The following is a 25,831-nucleotide window of genomic DNA, read 5'->3' as shown; positions in this document are numbered from 1 at the left end:
ATTAAGAAATAAAACAGGCAAGAATACCTCTGGTGATTGATTGGGGGTAACTTGCAACCGAAAAGACCCAACTCCTACCGAATAAGAGGAGTTGGGTCTTTTTCATTATTTCGGTGCGATGTCGCCGCCGTGATCTGCATCAGCTTCATACTCGATCACATCTTCATCAATAACCGTGTTGCCCATCTTTATTGTTGTTTCAACTCGATAGAAAGCTTTTGTCGGGAATTTAATCCATCTGTAGTATGTCGTTCCGGAAACTTTGATATCGCCAGTAACAGAGGAACTTGCCCCAGCTGAAATGGCAGCCGCAATAGGAGCTGACCATTGAACCGGCACTCCACGCTTTTCCAATAATTTAGCGATAGCGGCAGTTCCGCCAGCTATAGCAGCAATAATGGCACTTTTAGGAATTGTATAGCTGTTGCTAAAAGACCCATCCCATGTTGCTTTAGCTTGTGCTTCCTGAATTGCTCGGTCTTGAGGAGCAGCGAACGCAGGTGTAATGGCAGATACAGCCATTACAATAGCCATTGCTCCAGATAATAATACTTTTTTCATTTGAATCCACTCCCATTATTTGGATTATTTGTAAACAATTAGAGTATAATGGTTATTTCTATGAATGTCAATTATTGGAAGTTAATTCATATACTCATATTTCATCTTTCTGTTTGGAAAAAATTGTGGTTGCACGTTAGTATCGTGTTCTCATAAAATAGGAACAAACGTTCTATTTTGGAGAGATACGAATTGTCCATAAAAATTAACGACCCGATTGGAATGGGCTTCAAGCTGCCGGAGCATGTCGCGGCACTGATCAACCATGCATACGAGACTACGCTGGTTCCGAAGCCAGAGCTGGAGGATGACGAGATGGTGGACATTGACCGACTCATGCGTGCATCGATGACGGAAGATTTTGCTGTGACCGTTCGCTACTGGGTGGAAATGCGTCCTGGTCTTGGTGAAATCCATCAGATGTGGGGCGTGGTACAGAGGATTGATCCAGTGCGGAAACAAGCAAAAGTCGTAAACACCGCCGATATCATGTGGATCAATTTGAGCGATATTACAGCCGTCATCGGATAGCAGGAATGCCCGCAGGGACGTAATCCCTATCGGGCATTTTTTTAGTACCTGTCCATGTAATCAGCCAAATATACTAAATGCTTTCCTCCACCAATCATGTACCGTTTCAGTTTCTCCCGAAACACCTGGTCAGCGAGAGCCAGCTCAACAACAAATGCCTGGGCACTCCTTAATGACCGATTTGGTTTCGCCTTTCCATAAAATATCGGATTGTCCATTTTTTCGCGAATGAGGGCTTGAATAATCTTTAGATCCCTTGTCTAAACTGCGGATAAGGTCAGTTAAATAATTTTAAAAGGTGAATATAATTGAACAAATCCGTAGATATTCTCGAAGTAATCGTTCAGCAACTATTAGAGGATGATAGGCTGGTAAAGATGTTGATACCGAGATTACTAGAAAGGATGGAGACGAGAGGCGAGCCTACGATTGAAAAGTGGTTAACTGTTAATGAAGCAGCCAAATACCTGAATATTTCTTCTTACACGATCTACATTATGGTACGTGAAGGTACATTACCAGCATCTCGACTCGGATCATTAAGTTCACGAAAACCAGCACTTCGCTTTCAACTCAGTAAATTAAATGATTGGATGGAAGCTGGAGGGGTCCGCGATCCTGTTAACAAACAAACATGAAGGAAAGAAATTATTCCATATAGTAAAGTGCACCCAGGAGTTTGATGCCTCACGGGTGCACTTTTTTAAAGAATAGTCCTTTCGAATTTTGCCCACTTAGTTGCCCACTTTTTGCCCACTTTCTTACTACAAGATATTAACGGCAATTGATACTTTGGAAGAGAAAAGCCTGATTTATCAAGGTTTTTTAATGAGCATTTACAGGAATTTAACGTAAAAACATGTTCCGTACACGCGTTCACGATTGGGAGCGCGAGCAATACATGACTGCTTACTAATAAGCGAAACCCCTTGTGCCTGTAGGTGCGAGGGGTTTTTCTATTTGGTGGGTGCGGCTGTAAAAATTGTTTCACCCACAAATCACCCACAAATTACTCATAAATCTTCTCCATATGGTCTTCAAATTTTCTGATGTTGTCGCTTTCGATTTTTTTAGAAATGTGGGCATACACATCTGCGGTGATTTGCATGCTGCCATGACCTAGACGCTCCTGGATGTATTTCATATCCGCTCCAGTTTCCATGAGCAAGACTGCGTGAGTATGACGTAGTGAGTGGATAGGCATTGAGGGCATGTTTACTTTCTTTAGTATTCGTGAAAAGGCGTTAAACAATGTAGACTTCGGTATGAAATTACCATCTTTTCTACACAAAACGAGATTTAGATCATGATGGTAGAGTTCGTCGAAGCCTAATTTATTTTTGTTTTGGTAGGATAAGTGATGTTTGAGATCATTGATTAGTGATTGGCTAATTTTGATCGTCCTATTGGAGTTAAACGTCTTAGTATCACCAAAAAGCTCGGTTTTGTTTTTTGCTCCGAAATCGAGAGTCTTATTAATGCTAATCGTATATTTTTTAAAGTCTATGTCTGGCCACTGTAAAGCAGCTGCTTCACCTTTTCGCATACCAGTTTCAATTAACACTTAAGAATATCCAGTAGATGTAATCATATTGAAGGGTTGCCTGTAAAAAACGAGGTATGTCACTTAATTCCATGAACTTAATTCCATCATTTTTTGACTGACCTTTGATTGTAACTCCTAAGCATGGATTTTTCTCAATTTTAGCTAATGTGACTGCTTTCTCCATAGCATTAAACATTGTGGTATGGACGATCTTGATGGATCGTTTACTATAGTTTTTATCAGTAAGTTGATTTGAAAATTTTTGATACATGATTGGCTTTGCGTCTTGAAGCCTCATCCAGCCAAATCTGAAGAAAGCTCTTTAGTGTTATGTCACTCCGTTCATGAAACTCTAGCAATTTTTGTTCATCTTCAGCTGCTGCAAGTTGTGCTTCCTTTTTTCTGTGAAAATCCATTCGTTGAATAATTGCCAAGTAAGGAACGGAGTTTTTAGCTAAATCACGAAGTAACCAAAAATGGCAATAGAATGCCCGAGACATCGAATTTTTAGATGCCTGTATAGTCACCTATAAAAATGGACATAATAAATAAGTTCAAGAGGTAGTTGTTCAATCTATGTACGATTCCTTGTTAGACAACAAGTGCCTTTTTCTTGCCTCGACTAGATGCCAATTTCCAATACCTTGCAGACATATACGTGTTGCGCGTTCGAGATGCTGCCCATGCAGTTTCACAAAGGGCAGATTTTATGTGTGGATTCCCCTTCGGGGTGCGAACGGCTTTTTTTTACCCGCACTTTCATGATTGCCTGGACAAACACCAGCCCATGAAGCTAAATGGACAGCAGTTGGGAATTGACTCATATCAGGCCCCATTTCAGCAAGTAGAGTCGCTGCCGTTAGCTTATCAACTCCAGGTACGGATTGAAGAAGCTGTACTTCTGCCTTGTAAGGCTCCAAATATTTGTCGATTTCTTGGTCAAGAGACCGAATCGTTTTCTCCAAAAACACGATGTGGTTCCACGATTGACGGATCAAGAAGATTTGGTGATGAGTTATCGTACCAAATAACGAGTCCGAAATGTCTTTAACTTTGCTTTTGACTTTTCCTTTCACACAATTCAAAATTTCATTTTCATCAACAAACCTCTTCATAAACCAGCTTGAACGAGGTAGCTCCATTTTGGTTACCGTATATCATTTAAAAACATTTTTTGCATATAGCCCTTTCGAGTCACGTTTAGAAAAGGAAAGAGACCTGGGTCCATAGGTGGTTCCTACATTAGGCCAGCCCCGTAATCGGTCTACAGACTGATGATAAGTATATATTGGTTTGTTACATTTTATGGGTAAGAAATTTAGCCTGAGGGAGAGTAAACATGTGAAAAATGTATGGCGAATCAGTATTTATCTCATCGTTTTTGTTGTCGTAGTAGGAGGTGCAGGCACACTCGGGTTCGTCAATACAATGAATGAGGTAATGTCGGTTTACGATAAAGCCGCACCTGCATTGACGAATGTGCAGGTACCGAAATATGACGCAAACAAACCGACAGTGGCAGTGTTACTGGCGAATGAATCAACAGAAGTGTTCGATTTTCTCGTCCCATACGAGATGTTTGCGATGACGGAAGCTTACAATGTATACGGAGTTGCACCCGATCGTGAAATAAAATCACTAACCGGCGGACTCGATGTCGTTCCGCATTATTCGTTTGACGAAATGGATGCGATGCTCGGCAAAAGCCCGGACATTATCGTCATACCGTTTATGCCGATTCTAGATGAGAAAAAATATACGCCTGTCCGCGAATGGATTCAGAAGCACGCAAGCGACAAGACTTTATTGCTTTCCATTTGCAATGGGGCAGAAAACCTGGCTGATACTGGCTTACTTAACGGTAAATCTGCCGCGACGCACTGGGGAGACATCGACCGACTCATTAAACAATATCCGAAAGTCCAGTGGGTGAAAGATCTGCGCTACGTCCCACAAGGCAATATCATATCTTCTGCGGGTCTGACATCGGGAATTGACGCTACACTATATGTCATCTCACAGCAGTTGGGTGAGGAGGCGGCGGAGAAAGTAGCGGTAGAGATGAACTATCCATCTTACGATTACGTGAAAAAACCGCAAATGGAACCGTTCACTGCCGGGCTCAGCGATATAACGTTCATACTTAACAACGCTTATCAATGGAACAAAGTAAAAGCGGGTGTTCTGCTGTATAACGGCGTTGATGAACTAGATTTGTCCGCCGCATTCGATACGTACGCTGCTTCTGGCACGACTTCGACGTTGACTGTTTCCGGTGCAAATGAACCGATCGTAACGAAGCATGGCCTGAACTTAGTCGCGCGCTATCAGATAAAAAACGTGCCGAAACTAGCGAAAATGATTGTCGTCGGTGCCGATGCCGAATCAGCCGCCGCCAAAGACATCAACCAATGGAACGAAAGCGGCAACAGCGCGGAACTACTGTACTTACATCGCGAAGCAATGGATCGGTTTGCAATGGATCCTGCATTCGAGGATTTGGCCAAGCAGGAGGATATTGGGACGGCGAAATTTGCTGCAAAGCGGCTCGAATATCGCGCCACCGATCATCTGAAGCTAGAAGGTAGAACCTTCTCTTTTGAAGCGTTTGGCGTACCAATTTTGCTCGGCATCCTATCCTTGATCGTTGCTTTTTTCATCGATCAGCGCTTCTTCCGCAGGAAAAAAGATATAAGCGCATCAAGGTAGTGACATTCTATCCGACTTGAAGGTGGCCGATCAGGGGTGCTGGCTGAAAGAATAGACTGTTTTCTACGCCTCTCCATCTTTCCGATGAAAAAATGATTTATACTGGTGTTGTTGATCTAGTGATTTCTTAACCATAACTGCTCGTTAGTTGGATAACTTGCCGTCAGATTTTTGCATGGAGCAACAACCATTTCAACTAATGCGGAAGCCCTCCCTTGGACAATCTGGGAGGGCTTTTTTATTTGAACAACTTCTTAATTAGCGAGAAAATATCAAACGATGTTCACTGGTAAACCTTGTTGTGTACATACTTCTTCGGATTCCTAAACCATCCCCATCCCGAGGCTAGGCAAGAAAAGTGTCAGAAGTGTCGATGCTGGCAGTGAATGCGCCTCTGACGGTACTTTCGCTTAGCAGAAAGAGAAGATGCTCTAGATCACAATCGTGAAGGGGCACTTATATCTGGCCAAAGAAAAAGCCCCGTCCACCTTGTCGGTGGAGGGGGCTGCGACTACCAGACACTGTCGTAGGGTCTCGTCGAATTCCAGTTCAATGTCTCGATGCTTCTGACATTGCTGAACGGCAATCTGCTTCACTATGGTCTGTATGAAAGTCTTCTGTGATGGGAGACATCACAGTCATGTTCGTCTAAATTTTTGAAATTGAATTATAGGTGGATTAATGAATCTTTGGAGGCTCAGACTTCATCGTATCGTTAAGTTGGGTCACAAAACCACCTTCGTTCGGGCCAGGGTTATTTCAAAACATTTTCGCTTCTTCGACCAGAACTTCGTCTGTATCCGTACCAAGTATCTTTATCGTTGCATCAATGAATGACGCAAGTGGCATTGCACGCGGTTCATCGTTGTTGCTTTGAACCCATGGTGGCACAATTTCTATTACTTTTACCGATGTGTCTTTAAGCAGGTATCTTTGGGACAGCGTATAGGTATGAAGAGCTGCCTTCGTCGCGGAGTATACAGCAGTTGCCGCTAACGGAACAAATCCAAGTATCGAAGTCGTGTTGATGACAACGGCTTCTTCTTTGGACTTCAAATGGTCGATTAATGCAGAAGTCAACCGAATCGGACCTAACAAGTTTGTGGCGACTGTCGAAACCAAAATATCCTCATCAATCACGCCCGCCGCGTCATCGGGTTGAATGATGCCTGCGTTGTTAATCAAGACATTCAAATCCGGGAATTCTTCGATTAACTGCTTGGCAGCCCCTTCTATACTGGCAGGGTCTTGTACATTCAATTCCATTGGGGACATGCCGGGATTCGCTTTGATTGTCTCCTCCAAACGCTCTTTACTTCGACCAGAGATAATAACTTTATTTCCAAGATGGTGGAGTGCTTCTGCTAACGCACGTCCAATTCCCGAACCACCACCTGTAATGAAAATCGTGTTTCCTGTAAGTTTCATAATTATACCTCCTCTTAATTTGAACATATGTTCAATTACCAAAATATGTTTTATATAGTGAATGTATCAGTGCGATAAATGGGGTTCAATGGTTAAAACAAGCTCGGTTGTTGATTTTTCAACAGAGGGCTTTGAAGTGATCATTTTTTTGGATGGGATAAAGGGGAGAAGGATCTGGCCAGGCGTATTCAAAAATCGAGACAAGCGATTATAGATGCTTTTATGAGGCTGATGTCAGAAAAGGAATTCGAGAGCATAACGATCAATCAAATTGCGGTAGAAGCAAATGTCAATCGAGGAACAGTGTATTTGCATTTCGATGACAAGTACGATCTGCGCGAGCAATGTATAGCAGCTCAAATTAACCAGTTACTTCGACATTGTATGTCTGGAGATCACCTAGTTCATCTCCCTTCCAAAACCGCATTACTTCACACTTTTGAATATTTGGAGCAACATGCTTCTTTCTACTCCATAATGCTGAAGAGTAAGGGAAGCACAGTATTTCGAAATCAAATGGAGACCATGTTCGGGGAAAGTCTGAGTGAATATCTGAATTCAATCAATCTCGATAAGGAAATGAACAGGGACATTACAGTACAATTTTTAACTTCAGCAACAGCGGGTATATTGGAATGGTGGATTATCCGTTCGATGCCATATCCCCCATCGGTCATGGTTGAACAATTTTGGAATTTGCTGAACCGAGGTGTCGAAGGACACGAACATCTTTCCCATGGAAGTCGCTAATTTGGCGGCTTCTTTTGTATTAATGAAGGCTTGCAGATTAATGAAGAGTTTTCTTAGGTTAGATAGGGGGAGGGGGGATAATTGAGAGTATAAAAAAACATCTTGAACCTCGTATGAATGTGCGCAGTTTAAGATGGGATCTTTGATTATAATAAATGCACGTCTAATCTTACTTATTCATTGACTGTTAGAGCTTGTCGTTGCGGATGCCAATGTCTTTATGCCAATAAGTGGATTATATAGTACGTGCATTGAACTAATGGGTACGTTAGTTCAATGAAAAAGAGGCAGTATAGGACTTTATTTTCGTGTCCTGGACTGCCTCTGACTCTTTTAACAAGGGTTGTAGAAAACTGAAGACAGCTGATTTAGCAATGAAAAAAACTGATTAGATCAACAACGCCAGTCTAAAACTTATATCTCTGTACACTTATTAATCCTTCAAGCCTCCTTATATGAACTACCACTTTATAGCGTCAATGTTTTAGTATTGAGTCTTTAACATAATCTTAAGTATATAGGTTAAAAGCACGCGCTGAGACGCTCACTGAAAAGCAAGCCTTTCGCCGGCTGTTTGAGAAAAAACGGTGCGAGACGAGCTTGAAATAGAGGTACCGAAAGCATCCAAGAAATTACCCTATGTCCCGACTGAAGAAGAGTTAAAACGATACTACGAAGTAGTCTGGAAGACAAAGAATTTTCAGGACATGATGATCGTGAAAACTCTGATGTATACTGGTGTCCGTGTCAGCGAATTAATCAACATTAAGTTGACGGACATCGACTTTCATTACTGCCAGATCCGGATCAATAAAGGAAAGGGCAGCAAGGATCGGATCGTTCCTTTTCCACAGACCTTTAAAGAGCTGCTGGCCATGCACGCAGATTCGATGAAAAAGAAGCAGGCGGTTTATATATTTGAATCCTCCTGGAAGAAAAAATACACGGATCGGGGGATTCGCAAGATTTTGACCAAATATTCCGAGGCAGCCGGACTCACTCAAAATCTATCACCACACAAGCTCCGCCACTTTCTACTGACCTGGTTAAAAAAGCAAGGAATCGACGACGCGTTTATTCAGCCATATTCCGGCCATGAAAGTCGAAAATCGCTTGAGGTATATTCAAAGTTAGCTATTACAGATGCACAATTTGAATATAATGAGGTCATAAATAAGTTTCCCATATAATTTCTGCTACTTTGCGGGTGGTGTCAGCTACGCTGGTACTACCCCTACATCGAAAATGATTGATAGCCCAACAATATGGGCGCGAAGAAATTGCAGTTAAAAATCAAAAGAACTTAGATAGGTTACATGACATATATAACACAATTAAACAAGGCAACATCATCTTTGGGCAACTAGGTCGTGTTAAGCGAAAACAAGGGTCAAATGGTTAATTATGACCGAAAAAGGCAGTTACAGCTTCTACATGAACAGAGAAAGGCCAAAACCTTGATGAAGGTTGATGAGGCTATTAAGCGGCTTTTAAAGGCTTTTAAAAGCATTAATTTTAATAGTGTAGCTAACGAGTCAGGAGTTAGTAAAGCAACGCTCTATAACAATCCAGAACTCAGAAAGAGAATTGAGTCTCTTCGGCTAAAGCAAGCACTGGTCCCAACACCTAAACAACTTAACCTTGAGATGAACGAAAATAATAAAGATGCTATCATTGCATCTTTAAAGCGTCGTATAAAAAAAATAGAAGATGAAAATAAACAACTACGTGAACAATTAAAAGTTGCCTACGCTGACGTATATAAAAATCTATGAGTTTCGAGTGTTAGCATTGCTCATCACGAGCCAGGGGACGGCTTCTTTAATGTTTCCGAAACTTTTTACTGCAATGCTTCGTCTAAAATGATAAAAAGCTCTAAGTTAAGGAGAATACGCGTGATCAAGTACAATTTTATTAGAAAAATTTCCAGTTTTGTAGTGGTAGGAATGTTAATGCTACCGATTGTTAATACATCTGAAGTATCCGCAGGATCCATAGAACAATACATAGACGTTAAACCAAGCTTTTGGGGCTATCAAACGATTCAATGGGGCTTAGAAAAACAAATCATCTCAGGCTATCCCGATCATACAATGAAACCTGACCGTCCCGTCAAAGAGTCTGAGTTTTTGGTAATGCTGCTTCGATACTATTCGAATACCAAGAATTCCGTCTTTGATAAACCAATCAAGCATTGGGCAGAGCCATTTTATAAAAAAGCAAAAGAGCTCAATTGGACAGTGAATGGAATCTCAGATGTAAAACCTACCCTCCGAGGGCAGGTAGCTCAATTGATTGCAGACTCACAGGGTTATCAATATGACATGAATAACTCCATCCAATACCTAATTAACGTTGGCTTAGCCAAAGGGAGAAATGGCTACACCATTGAAGGTTTTGAAAAAAGCGGCCAATTGACAAGGGTGGAAGCTCTTCAATTCATAAAAAATTTGGAAGATAAAGATCTAAAGCATGCGAAAAAACGCGGCAGTGAATTCTCCCCTACTCTCGTTAAGCCTAAGCAAGTACTTCGGGAAATAACAGTAAATGGAAAGCAGGGATTAATTGATCCCAATGGAAAGGTCGTTATTCAACCGAAATATAAATATATTGCCGAACCATTTGGAAATGAACCTATCAAAGTTATTTTAAGAGTAGATCCCGTTTCATCGGTAAGAGAGATTAGCTTTATTAATCGTCAGGGAACTTTTATTACCAAGCAAAAGTATAAAGAAGCTGGAGAATTCTCGGAAGGTCTGGCATTTGTGCAAATACCAAATTCAAAGACAAATCCTGAATCTACAGATTCATTTGGATATATCAACGAAACCGGAAGGTTGGTAATCCCTGCTAAATTCCATAATGCCTTTAAGTTTTCCAATGGCCGTGCAATAGTTGAATACTGGGAAGGAAAAACACTGAAACGTGCGGTAATAGATCGAAACGGCAAGGTAATCTCTGAACTTAAATTTGAATATGAAGGTGATTATCAGGATGGTCTGGTACTCGTAAGAAATTCAACACCCGATGGAACTCCTCTTTATGGTTATGTAGATATGCGTTCTGGAAAAATGATCACTCCCATTCAATACACTGCGGCACAGCCGTTTTCGGAAGGTCTTGCTGCCGTTAGTTTAGGACAAGGGACAGGATTTATTGATTCAACAGGGCGGATGGTCATTGAATCGAAGTTTCCCTTTGCCGGTAATTTCTCTGAAGGTCTTGCTGCTGTTTCTATAAAAACAGAGAATGGATCAAAAGTGGGTTATATCGACTATAAAGGAAACTGGGTTATAGAGCCAACGTATGACGAAGCTCAGCCTTTCTCTGAAGGGTTGGCGGCTGTTCGTGTAGGTGGCAAATGGGGATATATCGACCGGTCAAATCAATGGATTTTGAAACCCCAATATAAGTATGCGAATATGTTTATTGCTGGTCTAGCAGCAAATTCCATTGATGATACTGGAACTACGTGGGGGTACATAAACAAACAAGGGAAAGTTGTACGTAAAATTCAGTAACCTTTCTACAAAATTTGGATTAGAAATGAGCTATAAATTTTATCGGGTCCGAAAGCTTTATTACACAATGGCTGCCACGAGGGCAGCCTTCTTTATTAACTGGAAGATCTCTTCATTAATACATGACAAAATGACTCCCCCATTTCGTCAGTCAGCTCTCGCCATCAAAACCTTACGCCTATAATCGAAAAAAAGTAATTTGCAACTTTTTGCTTTCGATGAATTAATAACAAGCTCATGAACATAAGATTCGTTTCCAACCTTACTCAGTTAAAACTGTTGAATGTGTCCGGAAACCAGCTTCAGTCCATCCCATCGCATGGGAAATTAACGCAACTGAAAACCTTGTATCTTGATAAAAATCCATTGAAAGACATTTCCCCTTTGGCATCATCCGAGTCTAAAGCTACTTTCTCTGACCAACACTAAAGTGACGGACATCTCACCACTTCCTTCACTACCTTTACTGAAAGAAGTGGAACTGTTCGAAATCCCTGTTAATTGGAAAACGAATTTGGTAGCGACTCAGGTTCGTCAGCAGTTGGAGCAAAAAGGGGGCGAAGTCCGGTTTTGATTGGGTGAGATGAGTTACTCGTACTGGTACGGGGGCATTTTATAATCCTAATAGAAGTGCACATATTGTCCATGTATAATATGTGCACTTCCTTATTTAATTAGCTTTTATCATTTTAGGTCTTGATAAATATCGTTTTTTACATTACCAACAATTGAGCTAACAGGGTACACCTTCATTATTTTTTCATCAACAGGTTGGAGGAGCGACTGCAGAAGGTCCAGATTCGTAACACTACGATCTAACCATAACGCCTCTTGCTTGCGTGGGATAATAGCCGGCATTCTATCATGTACGTTAGTCACAAGTGAATTAGGCTTGGTTGTGATGATAGTGCAACTGTGTACTACTCGACCATCTGTAGTTTTCCAAGTGTCATATAACCCTGCGAAAGAGAATATGGATTCATCTTTCATCATAAATCGCATGGGAGTCTTGCCTTTCTCAGTATTTTTCCATTCGTAGAATGAGTCAGCAATTAGTAGACATCTCTTCTTAGGTAATAGGTGACGGAAGCTTGGTTTTTCAACTAGGGTTTCTGCACGGGCATTCAGCAATTTATAGCCCATCCTATCATCAGTAGAGAAAGAAGGAACTAACCCCCATTTTAACAATCCAATGCGATTGGTTCCTTTGTCATTGATGACCGCTGGAATCATTGTTCCAGGACTAATGTTATATCTCGCTTGAATGGGAAAGAGACATCCTCTAATTCGTACCGATTCATTAACACTTCTGGATCTGAGACCACGAGCGTAAATCTTCCACACATGAAAATCACCTCATTAATGATTTAGGGTCGTAGTGTTCTATTCTGTACCTCGAATGACTAGTTCCGTTAAACAACTCTTCACAATAATTCGGAAGAATTATTTCGGAAAAGCCTTAAATTGTTCTGAGATCCAAATCTGCATTTTTTCAGCAATAAATTGTTCAGCAGAAATCAATTGATCTATTAACTGCTCCTTTGTCATGTGTCTGTAACGTTTACGGACATCATTTAGATTTCGTTCTAATTTAATTTGATGAAAATGCTTTATATTAGAAGTCTCTTTTTTCACTTTCCGACGATTTTGTTTTGCTAATTTCTTTTTATATGAAGTACTATGCTGAACATAGTATGTATGAAGTTCTGGGTTCGTTCGGATCGTATTTTGATGTATTCCCTTTGTATTTGGCAAGTAAAAAGTGCAGAGTTCGGCAGCCATTTTGTGCATAGCCTTGCCAGGCTAAATTTTTATTATTAACGGTGGGAAAGAGCATGCCGAAGGCGATAACTCTCTCCTGTGAAAGCTACGATGTGAGCATGATGCACAAGACGGTCAATCAAGGCAGCGGTTAAACGGTTATCTCCGAAAACCGTATTCCATTGGCTGAATTCCAAATTCGAGGTAACAATGACACTGATTCGCTCATAACATTCTGAGATTAGATGGAAAAGTAGGTCAGCACCATCCTTGTGAAACGGAACAAATCCTAACTCATCTAAGATTAGTAAATCAGCATCCATTAATTCCTTCTGAAATCTCGGTAGATTGCCAGCATGAAACTTGGTTTGCAAAATGGAAACCAACTCTGCAACCCGATAAAACCTCACATTTTTCCCCTGTTTACACGCCTCTACACCAATTGCCGTGGCCAGATGCGTCTTTCCTGTGCCTACGGCACCCAGCAAAATAACATTTTCCTTTCGTTCTACAAACGAGCCTCTCTTCAATTCCTCAATCGTTACACTCTCAGGTAGCGAAACCGACTCGAAAGAGTACCCTTCAAAAGTCTTTATTTGCGTAAATCTTGCTTTCTGTAACAATCGTCGGATTTTTCCCTGCTCACGGGAACTTCGTTCCGCTGATAGAACCGCATGAAGAAACTGAGTTGGGTGTTCAAACGGTACTTGATCATAGATATTCATGACATGTGCTAATCTCATCTGCTTGCATAGTTGACGTAATTCTTCTCTCATTTTCGTACCTCCGTCCGTTGAAGTTGATCATATCTCGAAAGATCTGGCTGATACCCAACGAAAACAGACGGTGTTCGATTGTCTTTCATAGGTGTTGGGATTATCTCTGGATGACGTAAACGGTACAGAACATGCTCCAATCGACTCACATCATCCTGCTTTTCTTGCGTAAGGCATCTTTCGATCTCCTCAATTTGGTATGTTCTTAGCATTCGAATGATCCAGCCGATTCTTGCTTTGCGACTTTTTCCTTCCACAGATTGAAGAAAAGCTTTTGTTTGGCTGGGAAGCAAAGCAAGGACAGAACTGTAATCGAGAGCCTTCGGCCTATTATAAAGTGGCTCCAACAGCGTTTGCAGATCAATTGGGATCGGCTCGTCTATATATCCCCTTGGTAGTGAAATGAGGACTTCATAGCTGTCATTTAGTACGTCTACTTTGTTCCACCAATACTTCAGCCATACTCGTTCGTGAGAACGGATAGATGGAACCTTTAACGTTTTTTGATCAACGAGAACTTCACCGTATCCATTGGCTTTTACGGATTCTAAACGGAAAGCCTCGTAAGGTACGAGAGGAAGTTCCAAAAGCTTGATTTTCTCTCGCTCCCAAAGCTCTTGCTGTAAGACTCCCTTCGCATAATGGAGTCTTTTCAAATCCTCAAAGGCTTGCTGATTGATAACATACTGTAGTTGTTCCAAATCATTGGCTACAGGTAATGGAACACACCAATTTCTTCGTGCATAACCAACTTTATTCTCAACATGTCCTTTTTCGTTTCCCTGAGCTGGATTACAAAATACAGGCTGGAAGCGATAGTGAAGAGCAAATCGTTGAAATTCGTCTGTAAGCTTTCTCTTTCCATCGGTTCCTACAGATACAACTGCCGCTGAAAGATTGTCAAACCAGATTCGATTAGGCACTCCGCCGCTCATCTCAAATAACCGCCGTAACCCTTCCAAGAAACACTCGGTGTTCTCCTTCGGAGTAACAAAAACAAATGCCGCGTTGCTGTAAGGGTAGGAGAGGATCAACATTTTCCGCTCTACCAGTTCACCGCCAATAATTGCTTGAAATGTTCCAAAGTCCGCCTGAGCTTCTCCACCTGGATGTTTTAAACGAATATAAGGTTCCGATTTTTCGATTTGCAGTTCTAACTTCCGCTTGGCAACATAGTACCGTACGGTACGATCTGATCCTGCAAAGCCAAATTCGGAAACAAGGCGATCATAGATACGTTTTGCCGTGTGCCTCTGCTTTTTGGGGCGGGTTTGATCTTCCATAAGCCAAGTATCCACTTGCTCACGATAAGCTTCCATAATAGGGAATTTTCCTCGAAGAGGACACTCTTCTTTGTTCCAGTCCGAACAATCTGCATATTTCTTTGCTGTTCTCCAGTTAACACCAGTTTGTTCTGCTATCTGGGAGATCGATTGATCTTTTACGTCCCGCAAGTATTTGATATAGTATTGTTGAGCCATTGCCAGCATTCCTTTCATCCCTCTCCTATCTGTTCCGCAAATAGAAGAGTAGGGGGTTGTTTAGTTAGCTGGCAAGGCTTTTTTCATGTTCGGAAATGGTCTGCACTTTTCGGTTGCCAAAGTGTGTACTTTTATTTTGCCAAACACATTCCCTTACCATCTGGATCTATCTCTTTAGATTTTTTTACAATAAGTGAATAAGTGATTTCCTTGTCCTCACGAACTAACTCGTTTATTGCTTTTACTCCAAGCTCTAATGAACGACTAGATCGTTTTTGACGCGCAGCCTGTAACCATTGGGGGTCATTTTTATTATTTGTGAATGCTAATCTAATTATTGACCACTTTGCAGTATAACGCTCAAAAAAAAATTGACCACCTGAGCACCTCTTTCCTATATCTTGAAGTTGCTGAGACTAACAAGATATAGGAGGAAAGGAAATGCTTCAGATGGCTAATTATGAGTTTATCAGGAAACAGCACTTCGTGCTAGGCAAACCGATTCGTCAAATTTCCAGAGAGACAGGATATTCTCGGCAAGTCATACGTAAAGCCTTAACAACAACAGAAATTCCTGTATACAAGCTTTCTAAACCGAAGCCGAAACCAGTCATTGAATCCGTTAAACCAATCATCTTGGAATGGCTGCGTCAAGATGAACATGCTCCTCCAAAGCAGCGACATACTGCCAAACGCATCTATCAAAGACTCGTAGAAGAATATGGCTTCATAGGCGGCGAATCAACCGTTCGTGGCTATGTTAGACAATTACGAGTTTCTCCGCCAAAAGCGTACGTTCCTCTTGAATTCCCGCCAGGGAAGTTTGCTCAATTCGACTGGGGAGAGGTGGATATCCTACTGTTTGGAAAGCAAGTTACCGTCCAGGTATTCTGTTTGCGCTGCACGTATAGCCGGAAAATATTTATCCAAACATTCTTTCATCAAAAGCAGGAAGCACTTTTACAAGGTCATGTAAATGCTTTCGAGTTTCTTGGAGCCGTACCTCAAACCATTGTCTACGACAATTTAAAGACAGCTGTGAAAAAAATTCTGGAGGGGAAAAATCGAGAAGAACAGGAACGGTTTACCCAATTACGAGCACACTATTTGTTCGAAAGTTACTTTTGCGAGCCCGCAAAAGGGAATCAAAAAGGACAGGTCGAGAACCTTGAGGTTCCGCGATCAACCATTACAGTGGCGGATGCTTTTATTGAAGATAAGGAGCGTATGTTGCCACTTCCGCCTCAGCCTTTAGATTGCTGTCGAATGGTAACCGTCAAGAGCAATTCGCTCTCCTTGATTACCTTTGAGCAAAACGCGTACTCTGTACCTGTTTCATATGCATCAAAGGAGTTAGTATGCCGAGTTTACGCTGATGATCTTGCGATCTATCATAATGGAGAGCTAATCGCTACCCATAAACGCTGTTTTGAAAAAGGAAAAGAGATTTTCGATTATGACCATTACCTCGATCTCATGTTGATCCGTCCTGGATCTGTTCTTTACGCTCGGCCCTTGCAGAAGGCCAAATTGCCTGATGTTTATCACCAGTTTCTAGATCGGTGCAAACATCGGTCTGGAGGAATGAAAGACTTTATTCGTATTCTCTTATTGCATCGGGAGTTCGAGCCCACCTTAGTGGAGAATACATTGCGCGAATCAGCCCAAAAAGGGATTTTCCAGTACGATGCCGTAAGGCAACTTCTTCTCCAACGAACAATACCAGAGCATCGGGTTCCGTCTCTTGCTTTTGAGACTGACAGCCATGTCCCTGTTATCCGAGTAAAGTCCCCTAATCTTACTCAGTACAATGACTTGTTGCGAAAAAGGAGTGTGGTTCATTGAGTACATCATTTTTACTTGAAGCCTATGCAAAACGTCTACGGTTGCCCGCAATCAAGAAATCCTATAAGGAAATGGCTCATGATGCCATGGAGCGTCAAATCCCTTATGAAGATTTTCTCTTGGCTCTTTTGGAGCAAGAGGTTTTGCAACGAGATGCGAATCAAATTGCATCCCGCACCAAACAAGCAAAGTTCCCTACAATTAAAACCATAGACCAATATGATTTTTCAGTCATGCCAGCTCTAAATAAACCGAAGGTTCTCCAGCTTTCTCGTTGCGAGTACATCGAGAAGGCTGAGAATGTAATCTTTATCGGAAATTCAGGCACCGGGAAAACACATTTATCGATTTCCCTTGGGATGGAGGCTTGCCGTCACGGTTACACTGTTCAATTCTGGACAGCAGCCAAACTGTGTAATGAGCTGATGGAGGCGCAATCAGAGAGGCGCTTGCTTCAATTGGAGAAACAATGGTTAAAAGTCGATCTAGCCATTCTTGATGAGGTAGGCTTTGTTCCTTTAAGTAAAACAGGTGCTGAGCTACTATTTCAATTTTGTGCTGCTCGTTATGAAAAAGGAAGCATGATCCTTACTAGCAATTTGGACTTCGCTAACTGGACTCAAGTGTTCAAAGATGAACAAATGACGGCCGCTTTAGTGGATCGACTTACGCACCGAGCTCACATTTTTGCAATGAACGGTGATAGTTACCGATTTAAGCAAAGTCTGAAGCAATCGTGATCATGAAAAAGTTACCCACCCGTCGGGTGGAATAATTTTTGCCATGGTGGTCAATTTTTTGATGAGCACGGTGGTCAACATTTTGATTGACATTCACAATTATTCTTGGATTCGGAATGTAGGCTCATACAGTTCATCCTTTTTATATTTCTCAATTAACTCGATTTCGAGTAATTCCTTATCAGCTGCTCTTATCGCGGCCTTCATTTTGTGGGCTTCAAGAGGTTGGTGTTGCTCCTCCCACAATTTCAAACTCTGTTCCGCCCAATTTCTATATACAATTAGCTCATGTTTTTTTTCAGGTGTAGGAACTTTCCCTCCACAACCAACGTAAGCCATCTTTACGGGGCAAACCGCATCAACAGAGCATAAACCTCCCACAGTCTGGGTGTAAACACCAACATTCTTTTTAGCTTTCTCCAGAGCCTGAAGCAATTCATTGGGTTCACGTAAAACTGTAGAGTTTATTTCAATATACGTAGCCATAATTTGATGTAACTCATGGGTCTTTAATGCGACTTGGCTGTCGGTTGCCTCAGCGTAATATTCTGTTGTATTAAAATCTTTTTGATGCAAAATAGAAGCAATCAAATCGATTGGCATTTTTTGAGCATATTGTAAGTGGTTTGCAAACGCGTGACGCAGCAAATGAGGTTTAATGATAATCGGATTGTTTTCCTGGTCTTCAAAATCATTCCGTGTAATAAAAATCGCATACAAGCTGTAAGATCTTGTCTATTAAGACCAGTATGGCTGTATTGAAACAAGTAGGGTGATTCTTTGTCGATAAGTTGACCTCGTAAACCCCCATACTTTACATTAGGAATCTTACCGTCGATATAATGATTGATGAGCAAATTTCGAACTTCTCGAATAACTTTCACAGATTCATCTGACAAATAAAAATTCTCAGGTTCTGTACGTCCCTTAGGTATTGCTCTAAATAAATACCTTGTTATTTGTTTGTCACCGTCCGTTATGTTTTTAACTATAAAGCAATCTTTCGTATTACGAATTTGTAGTACTTCATTAATTCTTGCTCCAGTCGTCGTAATAATATCAAGAGCCGCTAATCCAAAGGTAGCAGCAGAAAATAATGGCTCGGGTTGAAAAATGGTACCTTCTGATTTCCTCTGAGTCCATGTAATAAAACTCCCTTGTGTCATAACACCGACGGGGTCAACTGCAAAAGGCTTTGGATAAGAATTAGGAGCTAGAGCATCACCATATCCCCACTTGAGTAGAAATTCTTTTTTTCTCTCTTTACTTTCATCATTAGTGCTTGTTCCCCAACCTCCTAACACACCTTCTTTGAGTAAATCTTCAAACCATAACCCTTCTAGTTCAGATTGACCACAAAGTGCTTCTTTAGTATTTTCAGCCTTTACAAATTTCAAAAAGTACTCTTTATTTTCATCAGAATATGTCCTAGCTTTACGCTTTGCCTCTCTCACTTTCTCTTTTGAATATTTATCTTGATGAGAAAGTACGAAAGATCGTTGATCCCAAAGACGAAAGAAAAATGTTACTGCATTTTTGATTGTCACATCATTGACATCTTTATCGTCGTAATTAAACTCTAGAGGAAGTGGTATGTTTTTACATTCAACTTCCTCTATAACCTTTAAAAATTGGACACGGAGACGCTTCAATTGATTCCATCTTAAATGTGCTTCTGCTCGAAGGCGAGGATAAAGCGGAACAATGGCATCCGTCTCGTTTTTTCGAGTTTGTTTTGCCTGTTCATTTGCAGATCTCCATAGATGAATTTCTTTTGGATGATACGAGAAGGGAGGAAACACATATTGCTTTAATTTAGAGACTGTAATCTCATCATATTTTGTTCGAAGCCATTCATGGACAAGCCGATTACATGAGTTATAGAAGTTTAAAAATTTTTATTTTTTAGCGCTACTATGTGTCTCCAAAATCTGATTAGTAAGATATTTATAAATATGTTCATCAGGTATTAATTGATCGATTGAAGTCAGGCCATAAGTCGAAAAAAGGTCTTTCAAACTCGGATTTATCTCTTGCATGGATCTAAGAACGGTTACCAAGTCATATTGATTTAATGTTCTGGCGAGTCTGTAAAATATTCTGTGTAAACTCTCAACCTCTAAACTACAATTAGTCTTAGAAAGGTTGGGAGATTTTTTATGATGTCAAAAGAGCAGATCAAACAGTGGATCAAAGAGAAGGATATGAAGTCTGTGGACGACGTACAGTCGGCTTTGAAAGATTTGTTTGCTGAAACGATCCAAGAAATGCTCGAAGCAGAAATGGAGTCCTCTCTTGGATATGCGAAGCATGACATGAAAAGAAAGCGGACAACGAATAGTCGTAATGGATACAGTAAAAAAACAGTCCGTTCCGAGTATGGTGAAGTTGACATTCAAGTCCCTCGTGATCGTGAGGGAGAATTTGAGCCTGCCATCGTAAAGAAGCACCAGTCCAATGTAACAGGGATCGAAGATCAAATCCTCGCGATGTATGCGAAAGGCGTGTCCACACGTGATATCCAAGACCATCTGCAGCAGCTCTACGGCATCGAAGTCTCACCAACACTCATTTCAAATGTCACGAACAAAATTGTTCCCCTGATTAAAGAGTGGCAAAATCGCCCTTTGCAATCGATATATGCCGTTGTTTTCTTAGACGCTATCCACTTTAAAGTAAAACAGGACGGGGCTATCGTCAACAAAGCTGCCTATATGGTCATTGGAATTGACCTTGACGGTCATAAAGATGTCCTTGGAATCTGGATTGGCGAAAATGAATCAGCCAAATTCTGGTTACATGTACTCAATGAGCTGAAAAACCGTGGAGTCCAGGATGTTCTCATTATGAGCGTTGATAACCTCCGAGGCTTTACGGAGGCCATTTCAGCATGTTATCCAAAGACAGAGATTCAGAAGTGTGTCATTCATCAAATCCGTAACTCCATTAAATATGTTTCCTATAAGGATTTAAAGAAAGTTACGGCTGAGTTAAAGCCTATTTACAAGGCTCCAACGGAGCAAGCTGCACGCGAAGAACTCGATCAGTTTGAGCAAGCTTGGGGAAGTAAATACCCCTTGATGGTACGCTCTTGGCGCACCAACTGGGATGAGATTGCGACCTTTTTTAAATATTCTCCAGAGATTCGAAAGCTGATCTACACCACCAACGTTATTGAAAGCTACCATCGACAACTTCGTAAAGTAACGAAGGGAAAAGCCGTCTTTCCCACAGACGATGCTCTTCTCAAAATGTTATATCTCGTAACCATGGATGTCCTACGTAAATGGACGGGACGAGTCCACAATTGGGGACAGATTCTCATGCAGCTATCTGTTTTCTTTGAGGATCGCGTACGACCACACATCCGTTAAGCAATAAAAGAAAGGCTCCATCCCCGAAGAGATTGTCTTTTTTTACACCAACGCGTCAAGGGTTCGCTTCGCCTTACGCCCTTGACTCTGTTGGCTCCGAAAAAGATATCCCAATTAGGGGGATGAAACCTTTTCATATATCGGTTGATTGAGTTTACACAAAATTCTTGACAGACCCGTTCTGGCTAATACAATTAAGGCTAAGTGATTTGTCCACGGTAATTCTAAACAATTTCTAATAAAATATCCCAAAGATTTTTCGTGAACGCTCTCCCAAGCAAGGTTGCCTTTTCCATCCCTGATATCTAGAACTTCTTCTGCGATTTTTCCTTTTAGCGCCTTATACCATTTAGAATCCACTTCACTTGCTGTTGACAATGTTTAATCCTCCAATCCTGCAAAAAAGTCGAGTATTTCTTCATCCTCGATAATTACCTTCTGAGGTATTAATTGATTATTTCTGGAACGGACCGTTTTCTTTTTTCTCTCAATCTTGTATTTTTCCTCAGCAACTTTCATCTTCTGATGAACCTGCTCGATCAATTTTATTTGTTCCTTTTCGTTAAAGAAATGCTCATAGACTTCTAGCGTTTCTTTGCTTTTCCACTTCATATATCTAACAAATTCCTTTAAACGTATTGATCTTTCAACCTCCGTTAGAGATGTCTCATAAATAACACGCAATACATTAGTAACATACCAATGTCTTGCCTTGTGAGGATTCACATTTAAACCGGCTTCTTTAATTGTCTTTTTCCAATGGGGATACCATGCATGATAGGTGTACGCAGTTCCTCTTTCGGTCAAGAATAAAGAGGCGTCATTTGGTAATTCCTCAAACGAATACCCATTTAAGTCACATTTCTTTCGTTCGTTGTTTATATATCTCATCAGTAGGGTGTATGTATCATCACTGAATAGTAAGTATTTAACTCGTCGGCCGTGACTCCCTTTACTGAAGGTTGAAGCCTCCCTAATTGACCTCCTAGCACGATAGTCCCCAATCGTTATTTGAATTACCTCTGTTGCTCTTGCACCCGTTTCGAATAGTAACCTAGTTATTACTTCATCACGTAATCTCCAGCCTGTATCTTTGCCGCCTTTATATAATTGTAAAGGTAGGGAAGGGTCATCTATGATTATAGGGTGCCATTCTTCATTGATAATCTTAAAGAATGAATCGGTTTGGCGGCGATACTCATGGGGTAAAGGTCTTTCTGTACCGGCAACCGAGGGCATCCTAGGGAGTTCCTTTCTTTCACCCATCAGGCTTATTTTAACCTCATTAGAAAGTGCCATAGAATCAATTAAGGGGTTAGGGTAGGAGTAGAATCTTCGGTGAATCATAGCTTTGTAAAACGCTTTTACTGCCGCCAAAAATCGATTAATGGTATTTGGACTCTTTCGTGTTAGATGCACAAATTCAAACGATTCATATGGACGAACCTTACAGTACATTTCCTCCACGAGATAATCTTTTAGTGCTACTCTTATACAATCTGGTCCCATATCCCAACAAACACGCTTGCCCTTATAATTACTAAATTGATTAAGCCAATCAAAAAATGGAATTAATATGTCAAGATAATTTCGAGCAGAGGATTCAGCAATTCGGTCCTTTTCATGGTCATAAAAATTTGTGAGGGGGGCAAAAAGGTTTCCTCTAATATCAAAAACTATGAGGGAGTACTTACTGTTGATCCCTTTGGGGCAAATCTTATAGAAATAACCGTCCTTCATTGTTGATTGGACTCCCCTTTATCATATAATATGGTACATTCTATCAAATCATTGAAATTAAAAGAATTAAACTGTATTCAATAGAAATTAACCTTACGTATTATATGAGTGGCAGCAGCGCGAGTCAGGTAAACAACCGATGCGAATCATGATGAAAAACGGAGAGCCTTTTTCGTTCGCAGGCTTGTTTGATATATGGATGAATTCAGCAGGCGAGAAGTTGCATACCTGTACGATCATCACAACACGCCCAAACGAAGTGGTCAAGGACATCCACAATCGCATGCCTGTGATATTGCGGCAACAGGACGAATCGACGTGGCTTGATCGCGAAAAGTTCGATGCCGACTTGCTCCAATCACTGCTTGTACCATATGATTCAAACCTGATGCGTGCTTACCCTGTTTCTACAATGGTAGGAAGCCCACGGAATGATGTACCTGAATGTATCCATGAAATAGCTAACCCGTCCCTGTTTTGAGGAGACGGGTTTTTGCTGTGAAATGTCTATTCGTATCCGGAATTTATGGGTACACGAAACAAATACTAAACGAAGACAAAAGCCCTTCAAAATTGAAGGGACAATTCAGCATTATATCGGGCATTTCTACATGCAAAGCCCACCCACAAACGCACCCACAAATCACCCACAAAATCATGAAATGATTTGATTTCATTTGAAATAACAGCAGATGAAAGTGTTGATTTTATGCGGTTTTCATGGAGTTTTGAAACCGATTGAAAACGAAAAACATGTTCCGCACACGCGTTCACGATTGGGAGCGCGAGCAATACATGACTGCTTACTAATAAGCGAAACCCCTTGTGCCTGTAGGTGCGAGGGGTTTTAAAAATTTGTGGGTGTGGTTATAAAAATCGTTTCACCCACAAACTACTCACAAATCTACTGCATATGGTCTTCAAATTTTATCATGTTGTCGTGTAAGTACTTGGTGATCCATAAAAACAAAAAAGCTCCCTCATCGGAAGCTGATAGGGATCCATACACCACATGATTTGATAAATAGGGTGAGCGAATGGTGGGAATTCCCGTTCCTTTACAATCTAGTGCCTTATCTCACATCGTTATCTTGTGCAATTGGATAGGTTCCACTATTTTCAGACGAATTGGTTAGAGATTGAAAACCATTGAGGATACTCTTCATCTGTTTTATGTCCTCGCTTAGTTCATTTGGGGAGTTTACATGTTTTTTAATATTTGAAGCAAGACCCTCCATTTGATCAGCAAGCCTGTGAACCAATCCAACATCGAATTGAGTCATTCGAATTCACTCCTTCAACTGTTTTTAAATTCCTTGCTTACAATGCCAGTGTGAGAAAGAAAATCCTCGAATCTCGAGGATTACAGTCTACCGATATGTTTGCTTACTTCAAAGCCGCTTAGACTTATCTTGGTCCCAAATTGATTCGCTTCATAATTCTCAGGTAGGCTAGCCTTCGTAACGCTCTTTTCTAGCGTAGTTTTTCCAAACAAGTAAAAATGAATTCCTTTTTAGGTTTGTACCCGAGGGAAGCGAATAGCATGGAGACTCAAGCGCCAGCAATGCAATGGGGGGTAAAGCGACCGAAGAAGTTTACAGGCTGAGACTTAATCCGATATCCGATCGAACCAACGGATTCAGTACTTTTTGTATGGCGGCATACGTCCCAAAATTTAATCTTTTTTCCATTCTTTCTCTGCACGAATAAACCTCCTATTTGCCGTTTGGCGAAAGCTTCTTGCATGAAAACTCCAGTCAATTTTGACAAATAAAGTGAGTGAGTGGTAGATTCTATTTATACGAATTCTTGAATTTGGGTGGGCTTATGAGAAAAAAATTACAAATATACATATCGTCTACTTACTACGATCTTATTGAGGAAAGACATACCGCTGTTGAAGCCGTACTTCAAGCCGGTCATATCCCTGCTGGAGTCGAGCAATTTTTCAAGGAAAGTCCAATGAAAATGAGGAAGAGATGGATCGACGAGTCCGATGTATATATCCTGATTCTCGGAGGATTCTATGGTTTAACACTTCCTGATGAATCCAAGAGCTATACGCAATGGGAATATGAGTATGCCGGAGAAGCGGGCAAACCTAGATTTGCTTTTGTTGTCACAGATGAAGCATTAAGACAAAAGCCTTACGACTTCGCAGCAATTGAATATTATCAGAAATTTCAAGAGTTTAAGCAATCGGTCATGGAACAAATTCCTATCTATTATGTTGAAGATGTACGGCACATTAAAATGGTACTTCGTGATCAATTGCCAGAGTATGCAGCAAGAGACGATTTGTATGGCTGGTTTTCCGGCAAGGATGTCCCGGACGTTCAAAAGCTGTTGGAAGAGAATGCAAGATTAAAAGCGGAGTTGGAGAAAAAGAAATGAAAGAGGGGCTGGCACAACTAGTCCCTTTCTTCCGACTTCCATTAATTTTTCTCATGTAATGACAAAGAACAAACCGTGAATGCTCCCCGCCAGCGTAGACTTCTGCCTGGCGAACTTAAACTTCCCTAACTCCGCAGGATTCCCTCAGAAAACTTAAACCCAACAAATGGACATCTTTTAGCACATTATAAAAGCAGGTATCATTCTGAAAAAAGGTGATTGCTGTGACTGGAATGGCTATTAAAAAAATATGTAAAAACTTCTCTATTTTTACTGTTGTACTGGTTGTTATATTGGGCTTTATTTCGCTTTACCGTGTTGGATACATAGACTACAATGATAGCTTCATTGTATGGCTAACCTCATCACTTGCTTATCTATGTGTATTAGTTTTATTCGAATTAAAAAATAAAACAGGCAAGAATACCTCTGGTGATTAGTGGGGAACTTGCAATCGAAAAGACTTACCAACTAAAATGGCAGCTACAATAGGAGCTGTCCATTCCGTAGGCACTCCACGTTTCTCCAATCATTTAGAAATACGAAATGAAGACAAGAGCCCTCCAAAGTTGAAGGGCTCTAAGTAGCATATATCGGCCATTTTGACATGTATAGCCCACTCAGAATTCACAAATGTTGATTTTATGCGGTTTTCATGGAGTTTTGAAACCGTT

24 protein-coding genes and 2 pseudogenes are annotated in these 25,831 nt (G+C 40.9%); 13 read left to right on the top strand and 13 right to left on the bottom strand.

All coding sequences use genetic code 11. The features are described 5' to 3' along the window. Positions 1-105: 105 nt before the first annotated feature. Complete coding sequence (locus tag ACUUHJ_RS17915) at positions 106-561, bottom strand: hypothetical protein (protein ID WP_472299532.1); 456 nt, start codon at positions 559-561, stop codon at positions 106-108. Positions 562-753: 192 nt separating this feature from the next. On the opposite strand from ACUUHJ_RS17915, the gene ACUUHJ_RS17910 reads away from it, so the two are divergent. Together ACUUHJ_RS17910 and ACUUHJ_RS17905 are read left to right on the top strand one after the other, a co-directional pair. After that, on the top strand, positions 754-1,092 hold the full coding sequence (locus ACUUHJ_RS17910; RefSeq protein WP_472299531.1) for a YolD-like family protein: 339 nt from the start codon (positions 754-756) through the stop codon (positions 1,090-1,092). A 308-nt stretch (positions 1,093-1,400) separates the two neighbouring features. Further along, the gene (locus ACUUHJ_RS17905) at positions 1,401-1,730 is read left to right on the top strand and encodes a helix-turn-helix domain-containing protein (RefSeq protein WP_173606711.1); all 330 of its coding nucleotides are present in this window, start codon (positions 1,401-1,403) and stop codon (positions 1,728-1,730) included. A gap of 371 nt (positions 1,731-2,101) precedes the next feature. On the opposite strand, the gene ACUUHJ_RS17900 is transcribed toward ACUUHJ_RS17905, so the two are convergent. Then, positions 2,102-2,656, bottom strand: a complete 555-nt coding sequence (locus tag ACUUHJ_RS17900; RefSeq protein ID WP_289673388.1) for a site-specific integrase — start codon at positions 2,654-2,656, stop codon at positions 2,102-2,104. Between the two features lie 689 nt (positions 2,657-3,345). Continuing rightward, positions 3,346-3,753, bottom strand: a complete 408-nt coding sequence (locus ACUUHJ_RS17895) for a transposase (protein WP_289673387.1) — start codon at positions 3,751-3,753, stop codon at positions 3,346-3,348. Between the two features lie 226 nt (positions 3,754-3,979). Here ACUUHJ_RS17895 and ACUUHJ_RS17890 point away from each other — a divergent pair, with 226 nt between their 5' ends. Then, positions 3,980-5,347, top strand: coding sequence for a DJ-1/PfpI family protein (locus ACUUHJ_RS17890; RefSeq protein WP_289673386.1), 1,368 nt, complete (start codon positions 3,980-3,982; stop codon positions 5,345-5,347). 678 nt (positions 5,348-6,025) lie between these two features. On the opposite strand, the pseudogene ACUUHJ_RS17885 reads toward ACUUHJ_RS17890, so the two are convergent. Next, positions 6,026-6,775: pseudogene (locus ACUUHJ_RS17885) on the bottom strand (SDR family oxidoreductase). Between the two features lie 174 nt (positions 6,776-6,949). Here ACUUHJ_RS17885 and ACUUHJ_RS17880 point away from each other — a divergent pair. The 5 genes from ACUUHJ_RS17880 (at position 6,950) to ACUUHJ_RS17860 (ending at position 11,475) form a co-directional block, all read left to right on the top strand. Beyond that, complete coding sequence (locus ACUUHJ_RS17880) at positions 6,950-7,525, top strand: TetR/AcrR family transcriptional regulator (protein WP_472301215.1); 576 nt, start codon at positions 6,950-6,952, stop codon at positions 7,523-7,525. Positions 7,526-8,112: 587 nt separating this feature from the next. After that, positions 8,113-8,715: a tyrosine-type recombinase/integrase gene (locus tag ACUUHJ_RS17875; protein ID WP_472299530.1), complete on the top strand. Its 603-nt coding sequence runs from the start codon at positions 8,113-8,115 to the stop codon at positions 8,713-8,715. A 204-nt stretch (positions 8,716-8,919) separates the two neighbouring features. Continuing rightward, positions 8,920-9,300, top strand: a complete 381-nt coding sequence (locus ACUUHJ_RS17870) for a DUF6262 family protein (RefSeq protein ID WP_472301214.1) — start codon at positions 8,920-8,922, stop codon at positions 9,298-9,300. 120 nt (positions 9,301-9,420) lie between these two features. Next, positions 9,421-11,046, top strand: coding sequence for a WG repeat-containing protein (locus ACUUHJ_RS17865; protein ID WP_472299529.1), 1,626 nt, complete (start codon positions 9,421-9,423; stop codon positions 11,044-11,046). 237 nt (positions 11,047-11,283) lie between these two features. Next, the gene (locus ACUUHJ_RS17860) at positions 11,284-11,475 is read left to right on the top strand and encodes a leucine-rich repeat domain-containing protein (RefSeq protein ID WP_472299528.1); all 192 of its coding nucleotides are present in this window, start codon (positions 11,284-11,286) and stop codon (positions 11,473-11,475) included. A 255-nt stretch (positions 11,476-11,730) separates the two neighbouring features. Here the strand turns inward: ACUUHJ_RS17860 and ACUUHJ_RS17855 are convergent, their stop codons facing one another. The 4 genes from ACUUHJ_RS17855 to istA (ACUUHJ_RS17840) form a co-directional block, all read right to left on the bottom strand. Then, positions 11,731-12,390, bottom strand: coding sequence for an SOS response-associated peptidase (locus tag ACUUHJ_RS17855; protein WP_472299527.1), 660 nt, complete (start codon positions 12,388-12,390; stop codon positions 11,731-11,733). Positions 12,391-12,489: 99 nt separating this feature from the next. Beyond that, positions 12,490-12,828 (bottom strand): hypothetical protein, encoded by a 339-nt coding sequence (locus ACUUHJ_RS17850; RefSeq protein WP_472299526.1) that lies wholly within the window; start codon positions 12,826-12,828, stop codon positions 12,490-12,492. Between the two features lie 35 nt (positions 12,829-12,863). After that, positions 12,864-13,583, bottom strand: coding sequence for an IS21-like element helper ATPase IstB (istB, locus tag ACUUHJ_RS17845; protein WP_092272886.1), 720 nt, complete (start codon positions 13,581-13,583; stop codon positions 12,864-12,866). Continuing rightward, positions 13,580-15,082, bottom strand: coding sequence for an IS21 family transposase (gene istA / locus ACUUHJ_RS17840; protein WP_472298126.1), 1,503 nt, complete (start codon positions 15,080-15,082; stop codon positions 13,580-13,582). Before istA (ACUUHJ_RS17840) ends, istB (ACUUHJ_RS17845) begins: the two co-directional genes overlap by 4 nt. 423 nt (positions 15,083-15,505) lie before the next feature. Between istA (ACUUHJ_RS17840) and istA (ACUUHJ_RS17835) the strand changes: the two genes are divergently transcribed. Together istA (ACUUHJ_RS17835) and istB (ACUUHJ_RS17830) are read left to right on the top strand one after the other, a co-directional pair. Continuing rightward, positions 15,506-16,909: an IS21 family transposase gene (istA, locus tag ACUUHJ_RS17835; protein WP_472299525.1), complete on the top strand. Its 1,404-nt coding sequence runs from the start codon at positions 15,506-15,508 to the stop codon at positions 16,907-16,909. Next, positions 16,906-17,649, top strand: coding sequence for an IS21-like element helper ATPase IstB (istB, locus tag ACUUHJ_RS17830; RefSeq protein WP_087349016.1), 744 nt, complete (start codon positions 16,906-16,908; stop codon positions 17,647-17,649). The genes istA (ACUUHJ_RS17835) and istB (ACUUHJ_RS17830) overlap by 4 nt, the downstream gene beginning before the upstream one ends. Before the next feature lie 99 nt (positions 17,650-17,748). Here istB (ACUUHJ_RS17830) and ACUUHJ_RS17825 read toward each other — a convergent pair whose 3' ends face one another. Both ACUUHJ_RS17825 and ACUUHJ_RS17820 read right to left on the bottom strand, forming a co-directional pair. Next, a complete protein-coding gene (locus ACUUHJ_RS17825; protein WP_472299524.1) occupies positions 17,749-18,252 on the bottom strand; it encodes a hypothetical protein in 504 nt (167 codons plus the stop codon). Next, positions 18,237-19,301: a hypothetical protein gene (locus tag ACUUHJ_RS17820; protein ID WP_472299523.1), complete on the bottom strand. Its 1,065-nt coding sequence runs from the start codon at positions 19,299-19,301 to the stop codon at positions 18,237-18,239. Before ACUUHJ_RS17820 ends, ACUUHJ_RS17825 begins: the two co-directional genes overlap by 16 nt. A gap of 507 nt (positions 19,302-19,808) precedes the next feature. On the opposite strand from ACUUHJ_RS17820, the gene ACUUHJ_RS17815 reads away from it, so the two are divergent. Beyond that, positions 19,809-21,023, top strand: a complete 1,215-nt coding sequence (locus ACUUHJ_RS17815) for an IS256 family transposase (RefSeq protein ID WP_064203457.1) — start codon at positions 19,809-19,811, stop codon at positions 21,021-21,023. 114 nt (positions 21,024-21,137) lie between these two features. Here the strand turns inward: ACUUHJ_RS17815 and ACUUHJ_RS17810 are convergent, their stop codons facing one another. Together ACUUHJ_RS17810 and ACUUHJ_RS17805 are read right to left on the bottom strand one after the other, a co-directional pair. Next, a complete protein-coding gene (locus ACUUHJ_RS17810; RefSeq protein WP_472299522.1) occupies positions 21,138-21,401 on the bottom strand; it encodes a hypothetical protein in 264 nt (87 codons plus the stop codon). A gap of 3 nt (positions 21,402-21,404) precedes the next feature. Continuing rightward, the gene (locus ACUUHJ_RS17805; RefSeq protein ID WP_472299521.1) at positions 21,405-22,763 is read right to left on the bottom strand and encodes a tyrosine-type recombinase/integrase; all 1,359 of its coding nucleotides are present in this window, start codon (positions 22,761-22,763) and stop codon (positions 21,405-21,407) included. Positions 22,764-22,878: 115 nt separating this feature from the next. Here ACUUHJ_RS17805 and ACUUHJ_RS17800 point away from each other — a divergent pair. Further along, positions 22,879-23,244: pseudogene (locus ACUUHJ_RS17800) on the top strand (SOS response-associated peptidase); the annotation flags it as partial. A gap of 592 nt (positions 23,245-23,836) precedes the next feature. Here ACUUHJ_RS17800 and ACUUHJ_RS17795 read toward each other — a convergent pair. Next, positions 23,837-24,046 (bottom strand): hypothetical protein, encoded by a 210-nt coding sequence (locus ACUUHJ_RS17795; protein ID WP_472299520.1) that lies wholly within the window; start codon positions 24,044-24,046, stop codon positions 23,837-23,839. A 544-nt stretch (positions 24,047-24,590) separates the two neighbouring features. Here ACUUHJ_RS17795 and ACUUHJ_RS17790 point away from each other — a divergent pair. Next, on the top strand, positions 24,591-25,157 hold the full coding sequence (locus tag ACUUHJ_RS17790; protein WP_289673379.1) for a DUF4062 domain-containing protein: 567 nt from the start codon (positions 24,591-24,593) through the stop codon (positions 25,155-25,157). Positions 25,158-25,831: the final 674 nt, after the last annotated feature.

The organism is Brevibacillus schisleri (assembly GCF_055685845.1).
This window is presented reverse-complemented; position numbering and strand designations above follow the sequence as displayed.